A 16,135-nucleotide genomic window follows, 5' to 3' on the forward strand; every position below is an offset into this window, starting at 1 on the left:
CCCCGACCACCAGCGCCCCCCCCCGCCTCACCTCCCCCCCCGCCGTCGGCCCATACGGCCCGCCCGCCCGCCCCCGCGTAATCCGCCCGGAGGCCGGATCTTCCACCCCGGCCTCCCTCCCACGACTACACCCCAGGGATGACCCCGCCGGCCTCATCCCAACGCGGTACCGCCGATGCCCCGGCCGACCGACGCGCCCCCCCCCGCCCCCTCCCTACGGTTCCCGAGGCACACGCCGCAGAGCCCGAGGAGGCCCCCATGACCAGCCCGGCACACACCAGCCCGGCACAGACCAGCCCTGTCATCGAACTCCACGAAGTGAGCCGCACCTACGACGGCGGCCCGCCCGCCCTCGACAACGTCTCCCTCACCGTCCACGCGGGCGAGTCCGTCGCCGTCCTCGGCCCCTCCGGCAGCGGCAAGTCGACCCTCCTGAACCTGATCGCCGGCCTCGACCGCCCCGACACCGGGACGGTCACCGTGGACGGCGTCCGCGTCGACCGCCTCGGCGAGGCCGGCGCCGCCCGCTACCGCAGGGCGAAGGTCGGCATGGTGTTCCAGTTCTTCCACCTGCTCGACGACCTGAGCGTCGCCGACAACATCGCCCTGCCCGCCCAACTCTCCGGCACCGCCCGCACGGAGGCCCACCACCGCGCGGCCCGGCTGATGGCGAGTCTCGGCATCGACCGGCACGCCCGCGCCCACCCCACCCGCCTCTCCGGCGGCGAACGCCAGCGCGTCGCCGTGGCCCGCGCCCTGATGAACCGGCCCGCCCTGCTGCTCGCCGACGAGCCGACCGGCGCCCTCGACTCGGCCTCCGGCGAGGACGTCCAGGCACTGCTGCGCGCCCTGAACGCCGACGGCCAGACCCTCCTCGTCGTCACCCACGACGTGGCCCTGGCCCGCGCCTGCACCCGGCGCACCCTCCGGCTCGTCGACGGCCGCATCGCCGCCGACACCACCCACCCCGCCGTGCCGGAGGCCGTCCGATGAGCGCCCTCGGCAAGATCGTCCGCTCGGGCGTCGCCCGGCGCCGCGTACCGGCCGTCGTCATCTGTCTGACCGCGCTGATGGCGGTCGCCGCGTCCGTGCTTGCCGGCACCCTGCTCGTGGCGTCGCACGCCCCCTTCACCACCGCCTTCGGCAAGCAGCACGGCGCCCACCTCTCCGTGCGGTACGACGCACGCAGGGCCGACGCGGCGCAGATCAGGGAGGGCGCGCGGGCCACCGGCGTCACGGCCGCCTCCGGCCCGTTCCGCACGGTGAACGCCAGCCCCACCTTCACCGACCCGGCCGGCAACCGCCGCCCGGCGCCCCGCCCGCTCTTCGTCGTCGGCCGTGCCCGCTCGGGCGGCACCGTCGACCGGCTCAGTCTCACCGAGGGCCACTGGCCCACCCGCGCCGGACAGATCGTGCTCTCCGCCGACCTCGGCCTGCCCCTCGCCCTCGGCGACAAGCTGACCTTCGAAGCGCTGCCCGGCGCACCGACCCTGACTGTCGTCGGCCTGGCCCGCTCGGTCAGCCGCACCGGCGACGCCTGGGTGCTGCCCGGACAGATCGGCGCGCTCACCCCGGCGCGCGGCGACAGCGGCTACGAGATGCTGTACCGCCTCGCCTCCCACGACACCCAGGACCAAGTGGCCGCCACCCGGAAGGAGTTGACGGCCGCGGCGCCCACCGGTTCGGTGACCGGATCGCTGTCCTGGCTCACGCTCAAGGCGGCGAGCGAGCGGGAGACGGCGGTGTACATCCCGTTCCTGCTGGCGTTCGGCGGACTCGGCCTCGCCATGTCCGTACTGATCGTCGGCAACGTGGTCGCGGGTACCGTCGGCGCGGGCCTGCGCCGCATCGGCATCCTCAAGGCCGTCGGCTTCACCCCGCACCAGGTCGTCCGCGCCCACCTCGCCCAGGCCCTGATCCCGGCCGCCGTCGGCGCCGCGCTCGGGCTCGGCGTCGGCCACCTGGCCTCCGTACCGCTGCTGGCCGAGGCCGAGAACGCCTACCGTTCGACGCCGCTGACCATCGCGCCCTGGGTGGACGCGGCCGTCGTCGCCGTCGTCCTCGGCACCGTCGCCCTCACCGCCTGGCTGAGCGCCTGGCGGGCCGGGCGGCTGCGGGCCGTCGACGCGATCGCCGTGGGGCGCGCGGCCCGGCCGGGGCGCGGCCGGTGGGCGGCCAAACTCGCCGCGCGGCTGCCGCTGCCGCGGCCCGTGTGCCTGGGCCTGGCCCGCCCGTTCGGCCGCCCGGCGCGGGCGCTCGCGACGGTCGCGCCGTCGGCTTCGGAGCGGTCGCCGTCACCTTCACCCTCGGCCTCAGCACGTCACTGAACACGATCATGGACGCCCGCGACCACGACAACTCCGATGTCAGCGTCGTCTCCGTGCCCACCGCGCCCGCGGGCGGCGCCCTGCCCCAGGGCGCGGAGGGCGGCCGGGCGACCGAGATCAGCGACCCGTCCGCCGTCGCCGCGGCGATCGCGGCGCAGCCGGGAACCCGCGCGTACTACGGCAGGGCCGACACACAGGCGAGCGCCGTCGGACTCGGTGAGGACGTCGAGGTCACCGCGTTCACGGGCGACGCAGGGTGGGCCAACTACCGTATGACGTCGGGGCGTTGGTTCAAGGGGGCGGGCGAGGCGGTCGCCCCCTCCGGGCTGCTCAAGGAGCTCGGGGCGAAGGTCGGCGACACCGTCACGTTCACCGCGGCCGTCGAGAACGGCAAGCCGTTCACCGTACGGATCGTCGGAGAGGTCTTCGACACCTCGAACTTCGGCATGCTGCTCTACACCGACCTGGCCACCCTCAGGACGGCGGCGCCGAAGCTGAAGCCGGGGTCGTACCAGGTCGAGCTCAAGTCCGGTACGAACGCGAAGAGTTACGCCACCACGCTCGGCACGGCGCTGGGAAAGATCAAGAGCGGCGTCGACCCCGCCGGGGTCGGCCAGAAGGTGGAGGCGCGCGTCGGCCCGCTGGACGACGGGGGCGGCAGCGACATCGTCGACTCGCTCAACGCGCTCGCCGCGATGCTCACCCTGGTGATCGTCGCCGTCGCCGCGCTCGGCGTGCTCAACGGCGTCGTCCTCGACACCCGCGAACGCGTCCAGGAACTCGGCGTCCACAAGGCCCTCGGCATGACCCCGCGGCAGACCGCCGTCATGGTCGTCACGTCGGTCGTGCTGACCGGTCTCGCGGGCGGCGCGGTGGGCGTGCTGCTCGGCCGGGCCCTGCACGGCTGGATCGTGCCCGCCATGGGGGAGGGCGCGGGCGTGGCGATGCCGGGCTTCGTCCTGGCCGTCTACTCCGCGCCGGAACTGGCCCTGCTGGTCCTCGGCGGTGTCCTCATCGCGGTCCTCGGGGCGCTGCTGCCCGCGAGCTGGGCGGCCCGGATCAGGACGGCGACGGCGCTGCGCACCGAGTGAGGGACCCGGCGGGCGGTGCGGACATGCGAGTTGGCGGCCACGTGGTGGTGCGTGGCCGCCTCAACTCGATGTGCTCACAGGCGACTTCAGGCGTTCTTGATCGCCGAGATGTCGAAGTTCAGCTTGATCTTGTCGGAGACGAGGACGCCGCCGGTCTCCAGCGCCGCGTTCCAGGTCAGGCCCCACTCGGAGCGCAGGATGGTGGCCTTGCCCTCGAAGCCCACGCGCTCGTTGCCGAACGGGTCCTTCGCGGAGCCGTTGAACTCCAGGTCGATGGTGAGCGGCTTGGTGGTGCCGAGGATCGTCAGGTCACCGGTGATGCGGTAGTCGTCGCCGCCCAGCGACTCGGCGGACGTCGAGCGGAACGTCATCGTCGGGAACTCGTCGATCTTGAAGAAGTCGGCGCTCTTCAGGTGACCGTCACGGTCCGCGTTGCCGGTCTCGATGCTGGTCATCTGCACGTCGAACGACGCGGTGGACTTGGCCGGGTCCGAACCGTCCAGGTGCAGCTCGCCGGTGAAGTCCGTGAAGCTGCCCTTCACGTTCGTCACCATCGCGTGCCGGGCGACGAAGCCGAGCGTGGTGTGCGCCGGGTCGACCGTGTAGTCGCCGGTGAGGGCGCCGAGGTCCGGGCCGGCCGAGGTGGCGGCGGCAGCGGCGGGGGTGGCGGTCTCGTCGTTCTTACGGCCGAAGATGCCCATGACGTACTCCTTGGGGACGTGATGTTGAAGGTTTAACTACCAACGTGGACGACTGTAGCGCGATGATGTTCAACTTTCAACATCAAGCGCTGCGTGTTGCTCCAGTTACACACGGGTGGGGTAGCGATAAGAAGGTCCCGTTACGGCCATTTTGCGATGAAAGGCGGGGGCGCGCGTGCTGCGGACGGCCGAGGCGGAACTCCAGGGCAGGCCGGCGGTGTCCGCTCGGTGGCGGGGCGGCGGTCCGCCGGGCGTGCTGCGGGCCCTCACCGCCTTCGCCGCGGCCCGTGCCGCCGGGGTCGTCCTGGTGGTCCTCGCCGACCTGCACCAGGGGCGCCCCGCGACCCGGACACTGGCCCATGCGTGGGACGCGGTCTGGTACCTGCACATCGCCGAGCACGGATACGGCACCCGGGAGTACGTCTCGACGTTTGGGACCGTACAGACCGACTGGGCGTTCTTCCCGCTCTATCCGCTGCTCACCCGGGGTGTCGGCGCCGTCCTGCCGGGCGGCGCCGGAGCGGCCGCGCTGCTCGTCGCCTGGGCGGCCGCCCTCGCCGCCGCCTGGGGGGTCTACGCCGTCGGCCACCGCCTGTACGGCACCCTGACCGCCACCCTGCTCGTCATCCTGTGGGCGCTGCTCCCGCAGGCCGCCGTCCTCGCCATCGCCTACAGCGAGTCCCTGTTCGCCGCGCTCGCCGCCTGGGCGCTGTACGCCCTGCTGCGCCGGAACTGGCTGCTCGCCGGGGCGCTCGCCGCCCTCGCGGGGCTGACCCGGCCCACGGGAGTCGCCGTCGCGGCCGCCGTCATGATCACCGCCGGGTACGCGCTCGTACGCGGCCGTGGGCGTGCCCGCGCGCCCTGGCTCGCGGTGCTGCTGGCGCCCGCGGGGTGGGCCGGATATGTGCTCTGGGTCGGGAACCGCACCGGCGACCTGCTGCACGGCTACTTCACGGTGCAGGACGCCTGGGGGTCGGGCCTGGACTTCGGCGTGGACTCCGTGCGCTTCCTGCGGGTGCTGTTCCTGTACGGCGGCAAGGTCGTCTACCCGATGTCCCTGTTGCTCGTGCTCGCCGCCGTGGTGCTGTTCGTCCTGCTCTGTCTGGAGCGCCGGCCCCGCACGCCGCTGCCGCTGCTCGTCTTCAGCGGGGTGCTGGTGGTGATGGTGCTGCTGCTCGGCGGGCCCTTCGCGTCCAAGCCGCGCTTCCTGCTGCCCGCCTTCCCGCTGCTGATCCCGGTCGCCCGGACGATGGCGCGCGGCTGGGGTCAGGGGCGGGCCGGGCGGGCGCGGGTGCTGGTGGTCGCGGGCGCGCTGGCCTGCGTGACGCTGCCGTACGGGGCGTACGTCCTGGCGATGGTGAAGACGCCGCTGTGAGGGCCCGTGGACGGGTCAGCGACCGGCGAGCCGCTCCATCAGCGTGGCGCTGCCGGCCAGCAACTCCCGCTCCTCGTCGGTGAGTTCGGCCGCGATCGCCCGGGCCAGCCAGCTTTCCCTGCGCCCGCGCTCGGCGTCCAGGGCGGCGTGTCCCGCCTCGGTCAGCTCCACCAGTGACTTGCGGCCGTCGGTGGGGTGCGCCCGGCGCGTCACCAGGCCCTGCTCCGTCAGCAGCCCGACGGCGCGGGCCATCGACTGCGGGCGGACGCGCTGATCGGCGGCGAGATCGCTGGTGGTCATGGCGCCGTCGCGGTCCAGCACGCCGAGCACGGCGACCTGGCCGTGCGGAATCGAGTCCTCGTGCTTCACGCGGCGCATGAGACGTCCCATCGCGGTACGCAGATCGGCGGCGACGGCGGCGGATTCCGGGGCAGGCATACGGCACTTTAACCCGCGGTGTCCGGCGGCCCGGCATGCCTGACCTGCGCAGCGCCCGCGCGCGACAACGCCGCACGACAGCACCGCACCGCCCGCACACTGCACAGCAAGGCTGAACAGCAGAGCTGTACAGCCAAACTGAACAGCAAGGCTGTATAGTTTCGTCTGTCGCGGCACGCGCCAGCGTTGTCGCAGCAGGGTCGCGACAGGCAGCAACGTGAAGGAACACCCATGCCCGCACCGGCAGTTGGATCCACCGTCATCACGTCCGTCACCGCCCGCTCCGTGCTGGACAGCCGCGGCAACCCCACCGTCGAGGCCGACGTCACGCTCGCCGACGGCTCCTTCGGCACCGCCGCCGTGCCCTCCGGCGCCTCCACCGGCGCCCGCGAGGCCGTCGAACTGCGCGACGGCGACCCGCGCCGCTGGCACGGCAAGGGCGTCGACCAGGCCGTCGCCCACGTCAAGGGGGAGATCGCGGCCGAGGTCGTGGGCCGCGACGCCGACGACCAGGCCGGGCTCGACGCCGCCCTGGTCGCCCTCGACGGCACCCCCACCAAGTCCCGGCTCGGCGCGAACGCCCTGCTCGGCGTCTCGCTCGCGGCGGCCAAGGCGGCGGCGGCCGCGCACCGCCTGCCTCTCTACCGGCACATCGGCGGGGCGGACGCCCGCCGCCTCCCGCTGCCGATGATGAACATCGTCAACGGCGGCGCGCACGCCGACAATCCGCTGGACTTCCAGGAGTTCATGATCGCGCCGGTCGGCGCGGCCACCTTCGCGGAGGCCGTCCGGATGGGCTCGGAGGTCTTCCACACCCTGCGCCGCGACCTGCTGGCCGCGGGCCACTCCACCGGGGTCGGCGACGAGGGCGGGTTCGCGCCCGCGCTGCGCACCGCCGAGGAGGCGCTCGACTTCGTCACGGCGGCGATCGAGCGGACCGGGTACAAGCCCGGCGCGGACATCGCCCTGATCATGGACCCGGCGTCGTCGGAGTTCTTCCGGGACGGTGTGTACGCGTACCAGGGCGAGGGCGTCGACCGCACCCCGTCCCAGCAGGTCGACTATCTGACGGCCCTGATCGACGCGTACCCGATCACCTCCATCGAGGACCCGATGGCCGAGGACGACCTCGACGGCTGGCGCGAGCTGACCGCGCGCGTGGGTGACCGTTGCCAGCTCACCGGTGACGACGTGTTCTGCACGAACCCGGCGCTGTTGCGGGAGGGGATCCGGACGGGGGTCGGTAACGCGGTGCTGGTCAAGGTCAATCAGATCGGTACGTTGACGGAGGCGCTGGAGACGGTGAGCACGGCGCACCGGGCGGGCTGGAAGGCCGTGATGTCGCACCGTTCCGGCGAGACCGAGGACACGACGATCGCCGACCTGGCGGTGGCCACGGGGTGCGGTCAGATCAAAACGGGTTCCCTCTCCCGCTCGGACCGCACGGCCAAGTACAACCGCCTGATCCGCATCGAAGAACAACTGGGATCGTCGGCCCTCTTCCAGTAGCCGGTGGTGCCCCGCCAGGGGCGCGGGGCTGTATCGATCTGCGGCTCCGCCGCGCGGGCGCGCCCCGCCCCCGCCGGGCCCGCGCCCGGCGATGGCGGGGCGGGAGCGGGCCGGAGGCCGCCGGGAGCGCTCGCCCCGCGTCGGGGTGCCGCCTTGCCCACCCTGCCGCCCATGGCGGCAGATTGCCCAAGGCGGCGGGGGCCGGCGGGGCCGGGGTCCACCCGGGCTTGGACTTCTGGGGGCGGGGTGTTGGACTCACAAGTCGCCAACAGCCCAACCCCGTTGACCCCACGCGCCGCTCGCGGATACCCAAAGGGCCATGCCCCACAGACCCCGAGCCCCCTATGCCCTGCTCGCCGCGGCAGCACTCGGCGCCGCGCTCCTCCCGGCGGGCCACGCGGCGGCAGCCGATGCCGCCCCACTGGTCCTCACCTCGGGACCGCTCTCGGTGACCGTCGCCGACGACTTCCCCCGCGTGCTCGCCTACGAGAACCGGGCGGACGGCGCCCGGATCCTCGGCAGCACCCGCCCCGTCACCGAGATCACCCTCAACGGCAAGCCCTACGCCACCCGCCTCAAGGCCGCGCCTGAGCTCACCGGGTCCACGGCCGCGTACACGCTCACCTTCCCCGACCTGCCCGGCGTGGAGATCGACGCGACGCTCGGTGTCGCCGGGCGGACCACGACCTTCAAGGTCACCGCCGTCCGCGACACGGAGGCCTTCCGGGTCGGGACCCTCGACATCCCCGGCCACGACCTCGTCTCGGTCGGCAGCGAGGACGGCGGCGCCGAGACCGCCTTCACCAAACTCGACCCGGACTCCACCCGCACCGCCGACGTCTTCGGCAAGGTCACCACCGACACCCCGGCGGAGACGTCCGCGACCGGCGCCTCCTACGCCATCGTCAACACGGGCCGGCTGGCCGCGGCCGTCGAGTCCAACTCCATGTACGACAAGCCGAGCGGGGCGACCAACGGCGACGACGCCCGGTTCTGGCACCAGGCCCGCAAGGACGCCGACGGCGGCACCCGCGTCGGGGTCTGGTCCGGGCAGTGGACCTACCGCGGCGCCGGATCGCCGACGCACGCGACCGGAAACGACCTGCCCTGGGCCAAGGTCGTCGTCACGCCCGACGCCAACGCCGACGGCACCGTCGACTGGCAGGACGGCGCCGTCGCCTTCCGGTCCATCGCCGTCAAGGCGAAGGGCAGCGACGCGACCCCCGACCGGGTCATCACCCACATCCCGTTCAACTTCGCGAGCCAGGCCACCCACCCGTTCCTGCGCACCCTCGACGACGTCAAACGGATCGGCCTCGCCACCGACGACCTGGGCCAGTTCGCGCTGCTCAAGGGCTACCAGTCCGAGGGCCACGACTCGGCCCACCCCGACTACGGCGGCAACTACAACACCCGCGCCGGCGGCCTCAAGGACCTCAACAAGCTGCTCGCGGCCGGCAAGAAGTACGGTGCCGAGTTCGGCGTCCACGTCAACGCCACCGAGGCGTACCCCGTCGCCCGGCACTTCAGCGACGACCTGATCGACCCCACGTCACCCGGCTGGAACTGGCTCGACCAGAGCTACTACATCGACCAGCGCCGCGACATCGCCAGCGGCGACCTCGCCGCCCGCTTCAAGCAGCTGCGCGACGAGACGGGCAAGAACCTCACCACGGTCTACGTCGACGTCTACTACACGCACGGCTGGATCGCCGAGCAGACCGCCAAGGCCATCAACGGCCAGGGCTGGAACCTGGCCACCGAGTGGGCCGACAAGTTCGAGCGGCAGTCCCTGTGGTCCCACTGGGCCAACGACCTCGACTACGGCGGCGCCACGAACAAGGGCCTCAACTCGAAGATCATCCGGTTCATCCGCAACAGCGAGAAGGACGTCTGGAACGCCGACCCCGTCCTCGGCCAGTCGGCCCTCGTCGACTTCGAGGGCTGGACCGGCGAGAACGACTGGAACGCCTTCTACACCAACATCTGGCAGCGCGACCTGCCCGCCAAGTACCTCCAGCACCAGAAGATCACCCGCTGGAACGGCAACGACATCACCTTCACCGGCGGCCTGCGCGTCACCGTCGAGGACGGCAGGCGCACCTTCTACGACCACGGCCGCAAGGTCCTCGACGGGGACAGCTATCTGCTGCCCTGGGACCAGGGCAAGAAGCTCTACCACTACAACAAGGCCGGTGGGACGACGAGTTGGGCCGTGCCCGCGGGCGCGTACACGGTCTACAGGCTCACCGACAACGGCCGCGTGAAGACCGGCACCGCCCGCACCGACGCCGCCGGCAAGCTGACCCTGAAGGCCGAGGCCGGACAGCCGTACGTCCTCTACCCGGCCGGCGACACCCCGCGCGCCACCGACCCGCAGTGGGGCGAGGGCACCGGCGTGCACGACCCCGGCTTCAACGACGCCCGCCTGACCGCCTGGGACAAGACCGGCACCGTCGCTCGCGACACCGACGGCAACGGCCGCAACGCCGCCCGCCTCACGGGGAGCAGCGAGGCGTCGATCGCGCAGCGCCTCACGGGGCTCGACCCCGGCAAGCGGTACACCGCGTCCGCCTGGGTGGAGGTCGAGCCGGGGAAGTCCCGTCGTACGCGTCTCAGCGCGGCGGGCGCCACCACCACCCTCGACCGGTCCACGCTCCCCGACACCGTCGCGGCCAGCGACTGGCACGACACCCACATGCAGCGCGTCAAGGTGAACTTCACCGCGCCGGCCGACGGCGCCACGACCCTGCGCGTCGCCACCGCCGCCGACCCCGACGGCGCGAAGGTCCGCGTCGACGACGTACGTGTCGTGCGCAACGCGCCGACCACCAAGCCCGGCACGGTCGTCCACGAGGACTTCGAGGACGTCGACCAGGGCTGGGGCCCGTTCGACAAGGGCGACGCGGGCGGCGTCACCGACCCGCGCACCCACATCGCGCAGAAGAACGCCCCGTACACCCAGGCGGGCTGGAACGGAAAGCTGATCGACGACGCCATCGGCGACGGCGCGCAGTCCCTGAAGTCGCACGAGGAGAACGACGGCGTCGTCTACCGCACCTCCACCGCGAACGTCCCGCTGACGAACGGCCACACCTACAAGGTCGACTTCGCCTACCAGTCCAGCCACGCGGGCGCCTACCAGTGGATCAGCGGCTACGACAGCGGTGACGACGCCGTGGAGACCGCCGCCGTACCCATCGGACAGCAGCGGACCACCGGCCGCTTCACCACCACCGTCACGGCGGGCTGCGGCGACACCTGGACCGGCCTGCGCAAGCTGCCCGGCGCCCCGGACGGCGCCGACTTCGTCCTCGACGACTTCACGGTGACCGACCTCGGCCCCGCGAAGGAACAGGCCGCCTGCGGCACGCTCGCCCTGAAGGCGGCAGAGACCCTGGAGCCCGGCAAGCCCAACAAGGTCGAGGCCACCTTCACCAACCACGAGCAGGACCCGGTGCAGGACGCCGCCGTCACCCTCGGTCTCCCGGACGGCTGGAAGGCGGACCCGGCGGGCCCCGTCACCCTCGACACCGTCGCCCCCGGCGCGAAGGCCACCGCCACCTTCCGGGTGACCCCGCCCGTGGACGCCAAGTACCAGCCCTACCAGCTGACTTCGAAGGCGACGTACACCGTCGGCGGCACGTCCCGCAGCCTCACCGCGGGCACCACCGTCCGCACCCTCCCGCCGCCGCCCACCACGGACACGTACGCCAGCGACATGGACTGGGTCTTTGCCGAGAACGGCTGGGGCCCCGTCGAGAAGGACATGTCCAACGGCGACCAGGCCCAGGGCGACGGCGCCACCCTCACCCTCGGCGGCGTCACCTACGCCAAGGGCCTGGGCAGCCACGCGCCCGCCACCATCCGCTACTACCTCGGCGGGCAGTGCACGTCCTTCACGGCCGAGGTCGGCGTGGACGACGAACAGCCCACCCGCGGAAGTGTGCAATTCTCGGTGGCGGCCGACGGCACCGAGAAGGTGAAGTCCCCGGTCCTCAAGGCCACCGATCCGGCCTGGTCGCTGACGGCCGACGTGAGCGGCGCCACGTACGTCGACCTGATCGTCGGGGACGGCGGCGACGGCAACGGGAACGACCACGCCGACTGGGGAGGTGCCCGCTTCCACTGCGGCGCATGACCCGGTGTGACGGGTCCCTCACCCGCCGCCTTTGTGTGACCCCCACAATCCGATGGGGCCCTGAGCAGTGACTTCAGCTGCATGCCGGTGAGGTTCTGTTCAGGGCTACCAGGAAAACGGGCCGGAGACTGTACGGAGTCGACGGCCCGTTTTCCTTGGTCGGCTTCGTAAGGTCACTACATGACCGTTTTGGACGACACCGCCTCGAACCCCGGGGACGAGCCCACCGACGCCCGTGGACGCACGGCCGAGCTGCACGCGATCCGTGCGCAGGCGCTGGCCGGCCCCAGCGACAAGGCGACCGAGGCCCAGCACAAGAAGGGCAAGCTGACGGCGCGCGAGCGCATCGAGCTGCTCCTCGACGAGGGGTCGTTCAACGAGGTCGAGCAGTTGCGCCGGCACCGCGCGGTCGGCTTCGGCCTGGAGGCCAAGAAGCCGTACACCGACGGTGTCATCACCGGCTGGGGCACGGTCGAGGGCCGCACGGTCTTCGTCTACGCGCACGACTTCCGGATCTTCGGCGGCGCGCTGGGCGAGGCCCACGCCACGAAGATCCACAAGATCATGGACATGGCCATCGCGGCCGGTGCCCCGCTGGTCTCCCTGAACGACGGCGCGGGCGCCCGTATCCAGGAGGGCGTCTCGGCGCTCGCCGGGTACGGCGGCATCTTCCAGCGGAACACGAAGGCCTCGGGTGTCATCCCGCAGATCTCCGTGATGCTCGGCCCGTGCGCGGGCGGCGCGGCCTACTCGCCGGCCCTGACGGACTTCGTCTTCATGGTCCGCGAGACGTCGCAGATGTTCATCACGGGCCCGGACGTGGTCAAGGCGGTCACCGGCGAGGAGATCACCCAGAACGGTCTGGGCGGCGCCGACGTCCACGCCGAGACGAGCGGTGTCTGCCACTTCGCCTACGACGACGAAGAGACCTGCATCGCCGAGGTCCGCTACCTGATCTCGCTGCTCCCGCAGAACAACCGGGAGAACCCGCCCACGGTCGAGTCGGACGACCCGGCGGACCGCCGCAGCGACGTCCTCCTGGACCTGGTCCCGGCCGACGGCAACCGCCCCTACGACATGACGAAGGTCATCGAGGAGCTCGTCGACGACGGCGACTACCTGGAGGTCCACGAGCGCTGGGCGCGCAACATCATCTGCGCCCTGGCCCGTCTCGACGGCCAGGTCGTCGGCATCGTGGCCAACCAGCCGCAGTCCCTCGCGGGTGTCCTGGACATCGAGGCATCCGAAAAAGCTGCCCGCTTCGTCCAGATGTGCGACGCTTTCAATATCCCCATCGTGACCCTTCTCGACGTCCCGGGCTTCCTCCCCGGCGTCGACCAGGAGCACGGCGGGATCATCCGACACGGCGCCAAGCTGCTGTACGCGTACTGCAACGCCACCGTGCCGCGGATCTCGCTCATCCTGCGCAAGGCGTACGGAGGTGCCTACATCGTCATGGACTCCCAGTCCATCGGTGCGGACCTCACCTACGCCTGGCCGACCAACGAGATCGCGGTCATGGGCGCGGAGGGCGCGGCCAACGTGATCTTCCGCCGGCAGATCGCCGAGGCCGAGGACCCGGAGGCCACGCGCCAGAAGATGGTCAAGGAGTACAAGGCCGAGCTGATGCACCCCTACTACGCGGCCGAGCGCGGCCTCGTCGACGACGTGATCGACCCGTCCGGGACCCGCGAGGTGCTCATCCGTTCCCTGGCGATGCTGCGCACCAAGCACGCCGACCTGCCGTCCCGCAAGCACGGCAACCCGCCGCAGTAGCGGCACCTACTCGTAGGAGACCTGCCCATGCCTTCCCTGCCTGACATCCGAGTCGAGAAGGGCAACGCCGAGCCGGAAGAGGTCGCGGCGATCACCGCCCTCCTGATGGCCCGCGCCGCGGCCCAGCCCGCCGTGGCCCCGTCCGCCCCGCAGTCCCGCGCGGGCTGGCGCCGCCTGGAGCGCCAGTACGGGTTCCGCGCCCCGCACTCCTGGCAGGGCTAGGCCCCGCCGCACACATCACGGATATGGGTGAGCCCCGACCGGACCGGTCGGGGCTCACCCCTGTATGCGATGACCCGGGTGCGTGCCGGGGCACGGCTCAGTCGAACTCGCCGTGCCGCGCCCCGAGCTTGAACGACTCCCATTCATGGGCGGTGAAGCGCAGGACGAGCCCTCGCGGGTCCTGCGGGTTGCGGATGGCCACGGCCCCGTCGCCCAGCGCGGCGACCTCCACGCGGCCGTGTGCGGGGCCGCCCGGGGCGCTCAGCCATTGGACCTCGGAGAGGTCGAGTGCGTAGAGCCGCTGTTTCTCGCGCTTGAATCCGGCTGACATGCTGTCGATGGACGGCGCGTTCATAGCGGCAGAACTCCAGAGTTGACGCCTGAAACAAATGCCAGCCAAGCCGGGGATTCGAAGACGAGTGCCCCGTTCTCTCTGTATTCCGTGTCACGGATCGCTCGTCGGCTCGCGGAAAGCTCGGCGTGTTCGATACATCCGTTGGACGCACCGCTGAAGGAACTCTTGTGCCAGGCCGCAGACCTGATTTCCAGGGGTGTGGCGGTGGTCGCGGTAGTGGGGGGCATTACGACCCGCTTTCTTGCTTGATTCGTTCACTGATGTACCGGCGGGACTGGGCCGGCGAGAGCGCCGCGGCCGTCAGTTCGTCCCAGGCCTGTGCGTAGATCTCCACGTCGGGACGCTGCTCAAGGATCGTTCCGCCGGTCATGTGCTCCAGCCAGGCCACCTGTGCCGTGGGTTCGCCGCGCAAGGTGAACAGCGTGTAGGGAGCGTACTGCGCGAGCGGCAGGGTGATGTCCAGGGGCAGGACCTGAATGGTGACATTGGGCAACTCACCTGTTTCCATCAGATGTTCAAACTGCTGACGGATCAAGGCCCGCGGTCCGGGTATCCGGTGCAACGCGGGGGCGTCTATGACCACTCTCAGACGGAATTCAGCCGTTCCGCTGAGCAGATCCTTGCGCCTCATTCGAGTGTTCACAAGAGGCTCGACGCGATCCGCTTCAGCCCCTGTCATGAATATCTCGCGCATGTATGCCTCGGTCTGTAGCAGCCCCGGCAGTACCGACGGTTCGAATGCCCGGACCAGCGAGGAATCGGCCTCCAGCGTGAGGTAGTCGCGCAAGTCGCCGCTGAGCAGGGGGCCTTGGCCCGACCACCAGTCCACCTTGTGGATGTCCCGCGCCAACCGCTTGAGGTTCGTGCGCTGTTGGTCGTCCGTGACCCCGTACAGGTTCAGCAGCGTCGTCAGATCGAGCTGACGGATGCCCCTCTTTCCCGTCTCGATCTGACTGATCTTGGGTTGCCCGCATTCGAGCGCCAACGCCGCGTCGTTCACCTTGAGTCCGGCATCGGTACGCAGTCGCCGCAGCTCCGCACCGAGGCGTCGGCTACGTATCGTCGGCATCTCGCTCTGAGGCATGGCCACATGATGTCCCGCCCCTTCAGGCCACACAACTGTCATCGGACATCCCTCCCCGGGTGGCCGGTATCCGAACGTAATACTTGCCTATGGAATAGTTTCGCCGCCATGATGCTTGAGCAACGCCTCTTGTCCATAAGCGAGTTGACCGCAATAGGACCCCCGGAGGGGTAATGCCGGACCAGCCGACGGACGAGGCCGAGGGGATCGATGTTCTCGATCGGCCGTGTGAGATCCGTATGGAGTACAGCCCGCACCGCCTGGAGCAGATCCGCAGGATCGTGGGCGCCCGCCTGCGGTGTTGGGGACTGCACAAGCTGGTGTACGACACCTCGTTCGTGGCGACCGAGCTGTGCAGCAATGTGCGGCACTGCGCGGACAGCACCTTCGAGTTCGTCATCCGCCGCACGCTCGACGGTGTCCGTCTGGAGGTCGCGGACACCTCCCATGAGCTCGTGCCCATTCCCACCGAGCCGCCGGACCTGTTCCAGCCCGGTGGGCGCGGCCTCTTCCTGGTCGCGGCCCAGGCCAGTGCGGTCGGCATGACGCCGACCGCCACCGGCAAGGTGGTGTGGGCCGAAATCGCGCTCGGCGACGTCGACGCGGAGTCCGCGGGCTGAAGAGCCCGCTGAACCGCGGAGCCCGCGAGGACAGGGCGTCGTTGTGGTCATCGCTCCTGGGGGCGGTGACCACAACGGCGTCCTTGTTCTGTTTCCGACCGTGTTCATCTGCATCCTCTGCGTGGTCGTACCGGGGCGTGCCGGAGCCGCACCGGCCGGCGGGGACGGGGCTCGCCCGTGGGGCCGGTCCGGTGTCGTCCGGGAACGCGTAGGTGGACGCGGCCCGCCCATGCCACCTGCGGTCGTCCGTGGTGCGGGACCGGGTGTGCGAGGGGCGCGTCCGCGCCGGGGACCTGGGCGCAGTTTCCGCGCGTGGCGCGGAAAGGAGGAGGGGTCCCGTGCGCCGGATGGGCTGCCGGGGGCTCCTGGGGAACGCCGCGACGTCGCGGGATGAGGGCGGCGTCGGGCAGGCGGGTGCGCGGGCGGGATCCTGGCCCGTCCGCGCGCGGTGCCGCCTAGCTGTGGGCGGGTTCGGTCACGGGGCGGAGGGGGCGGC

14 protein-coding genes are annotated in these 16,135 nt (G+C 71.3%); 9 read left to right on the forward strand and 5 right to left on the reverse strand.

Annotated features, from left to right (window positions below):
• Nucleotides 1-258: 258 nt before the first annotated feature.
• The 3 genes from J3486_RS32020 to J3486_RS45040 are packed head-to-tail and all read left to right on the forward strand — an operon-like array spanning nt 259 to nt 3,418.
• On the forward strand, nt 259-993 hold the full coding sequence (locus J3486_RS32020) for an ABC transporter ATP-binding protein (RefSeq protein ID WP_207826670.1): 735 nt from the start codon (nt 259-261) through the stop codon (nt 991-993).
• Nucleotides 990-2,327, forward strand: coding sequence for an ABC transporter permease (locus J3486_RS45035; RefSeq protein ID WP_307805019.1), 1,338 nt, complete (start codon nt 990-992; stop codon nt 2,325-2,327). The genes J3486_RS32020 and J3486_RS45035 overlap by 4 nt, the downstream gene beginning before the upstream one ends.
• A gap of 8 nt (nt 2,328-2,335) precedes the next feature.
• Nucleotides 2,336-3,418: an ABC transporter permease gene (locus J3486_RS45040; protein WP_307805020.1), complete on the forward strand. Its 1,083-nt coding sequence runs from the start codon at nt 2,336-2,338 to the stop codon at nt 3,416-3,418.
• 86 nt (nt 3,419-3,504) lie between these two features.
• Here J3486_RS45040 and J3486_RS32030 read toward each other — a convergent pair whose 3' ends face one another.
• Nucleotides 3,505-4,119 (reverse strand): YceI family protein, encoded by a 615-nt coding sequence (locus tag J3486_RS32030; RefSeq protein WP_207826672.1) that lies wholly within the window; start codon nt 4,117-4,119, stop codon nt 3,505-3,507.
• A gap of 175 nt (nt 4,120-4,294) precedes the next feature.
• Between J3486_RS32030 and J3486_RS32035 the strand changes: the two genes are divergently transcribed.
• On the forward strand, nt 4,295-5,494 hold the full coding sequence (locus J3486_RS32035) for a glycosyltransferase family 39 protein (protein ID WP_307805021.1): 1,200 nt from the start codon (nt 4,295-4,297) through the stop codon (nt 5,492-5,494).
• A 15-nt stretch (nt 5,495-5,509) separates the two neighbouring features.
• Here J3486_RS32035 and J3486_RS32040 read toward each other — a convergent pair whose 3' ends face one another.
• Nucleotides 5,510-5,932 carry a MarR family winged helix-turn-helix transcriptional regulator gene (locus J3486_RS32040; protein WP_207826674.1) on the reverse strand — a complete coding sequence of 141 codons (423 nt, stop codon included), beginning with the start codon at nt 5,930-5,932 and terminating at the stop codon, nt 5,510-5,512.
• Between the two features lie 231 nt (nt 5,933-6,163).
• Between J3486_RS32040 and eno the strand changes: the two genes are divergently transcribed.
• The 4 genes from eno (at nt 6,164) to J3486_RS32060 (ending at nt 13,580) form a co-directional block, all read left to right on the forward strand.
• Entirely contained in the window at nt 6,164-7,441 is a 1,278-nt protein-coding gene (gene eno / locus J3486_RS32045; RefSeq protein WP_207826676.1) for a phosphopyruvate hydratase, read from the forward strand.
• 319 nt (nt 7,442-7,760) lie between these two features.
• Nucleotides 7,761-11,582: an endo-alpha-N-acetylgalactosaminidase family protein gene (locus J3486_RS32050; protein WP_207826678.1), complete on the forward strand. Its 3,822-nt coding sequence runs from the start codon at nt 7,761-7,763 to the stop codon at nt 11,580-11,582.
• Between the two features lie 180 nt (nt 11,583-11,762).
• Entirely contained in the window at nt 11,763-13,358 is a 1,596-nt protein-coding gene (locus J3486_RS32055; protein WP_207826680.1) for an acyl-CoA carboxylase subunit beta, read from the forward strand.
• Nucleotides 13,359-13,385: 27 nt separating this feature from the next.
• On the forward strand, nt 13,386-13,580 hold the full coding sequence (locus J3486_RS32060; protein ID WP_207826682.1) for an acyl-CoA carboxylase subunit epsilon: 195 nt from the start codon (nt 13,386-13,388) through the stop codon (nt 13,578-13,580).
• Nucleotides 13,581-13,677: 97 nt separating this feature from the next.
• On the opposite strand, the gene J3486_RS32065 is transcribed toward J3486_RS32060, so the two are convergent.
• From J3486_RS32065 to J3486_RS32075, 3 genes are read right to left on the reverse strand one after another with little or no spacing between them, the layout of a single operon-like run.
• The gene (locus J3486_RS32065) at nt 13,678-13,911 is read right to left on the reverse strand and encodes a DUF397 domain-containing protein (protein ID WP_207826685.1); all 234 of its coding nucleotides are present in this window, start codon (nt 13,909-13,911) and stop codon (nt 13,678-13,680) included.
• Between the two features lie 20 nt (nt 13,912-13,931).
• Nucleotides 13,932-14,162, reverse strand: coding sequence for a DUF397 domain-containing protein (locus J3486_RS32070; RefSeq protein ID WP_207826687.1), 231 nt, complete (start codon nt 14,160-14,162; stop codon nt 13,932-13,934).
• A complete protein-coding gene (locus J3486_RS32075) occupies nt 14,162-15,019 on the reverse strand; it encodes a helix-turn-helix transcriptional regulator (protein WP_207826689.1) in 858 nt (285 codons plus the stop codon). Before J3486_RS32075 ends, J3486_RS32070 begins: the two co-directional genes overlap by 1 nt.
• Before the next feature lie 173 nt (nt 15,020-15,192).
• On the opposite strand from J3486_RS32075, the gene J3486_RS32080 reads away from it, so the two are divergent.
• The gene (locus J3486_RS32080) at nt 15,193-15,639 is read left to right on the forward strand and encodes an ATP-binding protein (protein ID WP_207826692.1); all 447 of its coding nucleotides are present in this window, start codon (nt 15,193-15,195) and stop codon (nt 15,637-15,639) included.
• Nucleotides 15,640-16,135 lie beyond the last annotated feature (496 nt).

Origin of the sequence: Streptomyces sp. VRA16 Mangrove soil (assembly GCF_017377775.1) — a bacterium.
Taxonomy (GTDB): Bacteria; Actinomycetota; Actinomycetes; order Streptomycetales; family Streptomycetaceae; genus Streptomyces.

What these genes read in the sequence shown, in the direction of transcription:
- J3486_RS32020 (WP_207826670.1), top strand. Translation starts at nt 259, where the DNA reads ATGACCAGCCCGGCACACACCAGCCCGGCACAGACCAGCCCTGTCATC.
- J3486_RS45035 (WP_307805019.1), top strand. Translation starts at nt 990, where the DNA reads ATGAGCGCCCTCGGCAAGATCGTCCGCTCGGGCGTCGCCCGGCGCCGC.
- J3486_RS45040 (WP_307805020.1), top strand. Translation starts at nt 2,336, where the DNA reads ATGGACGCCCGCGACCACGACAACTCCGATGTCAGCGTCGTCTCCGTG.
- J3486_RS32030 (WP_207826672.1), bottom strand. Translation starts at nt 4,119, where the DNA reads ATGGGCATCTTCGGCCGTAAGAACGACGAGACCGCCACCCCCGCCGCT.
- J3486_RS32040 (WP_207826674.1), bottom strand. Translation starts at nt 5,932, where the DNA reads ATGCCTGCCCCGGAATCCGCCGCCGTCGCCGCCGATCTGCGTACCGCG.
- eno (WP_207826676.1), top strand. Translation starts at nt 6,164, where the DNA reads ATGCCCGCACCGGCAGTTGGATCCACCGTCATCACGTCCGTCACCGCC.
- J3486_RS32050 (WP_207826678.1), top strand. Translation starts at nt 7,761, where the DNA reads ATGCCCCACAGACCCCGAGCCCCCTATGCCCTGCTCGCCGCGGCAGCA.
- J3486_RS32055 (WP_207826680.1), top strand. Translation starts at nt 11,763, where the DNA reads ATGACCGTTTTGGACGACACCGCCTCGAACCCCGGGGACGAGCCCACC.
- J3486_RS32060 (WP_207826682.1), top strand. Translation starts at nt 13,386, where the DNA reads ATGCCTTCCCTGCCTGACATCCGAGTCGAGAAGGGCAACGCCGAGCCG.
- J3486_RS32065 (WP_207826685.1), bottom strand. Translation starts at nt 13,911, where the DNA reads ATGTCAGCCGGATTCAAGCGCGAGAAACAGCGGCTCTACGCACTCGAC.
- J3486_RS32070 (WP_207826687.1), bottom strand. Translation starts at nt 14,162, where the DNA reads ATGCCCCCCACTACCGCGACCACCGCCACACCCCTGGAAATCAGGTCT.
- J3486_RS32075 (WP_207826689.1), bottom strand. Translation starts at nt 15,019, where the DNA reads ATGCCTCAGAGCGAGATGCCGACGATACGTAGCCGACGCCTCGGTGCG.
- J3486_RS32080 (WP_207826692.1), top strand. Translation starts at nt 15,193, where the DNA reads ATGCCGGACCAGCCGACGGACGAGGCCGAGGGGATCGATGTTCTCGAT.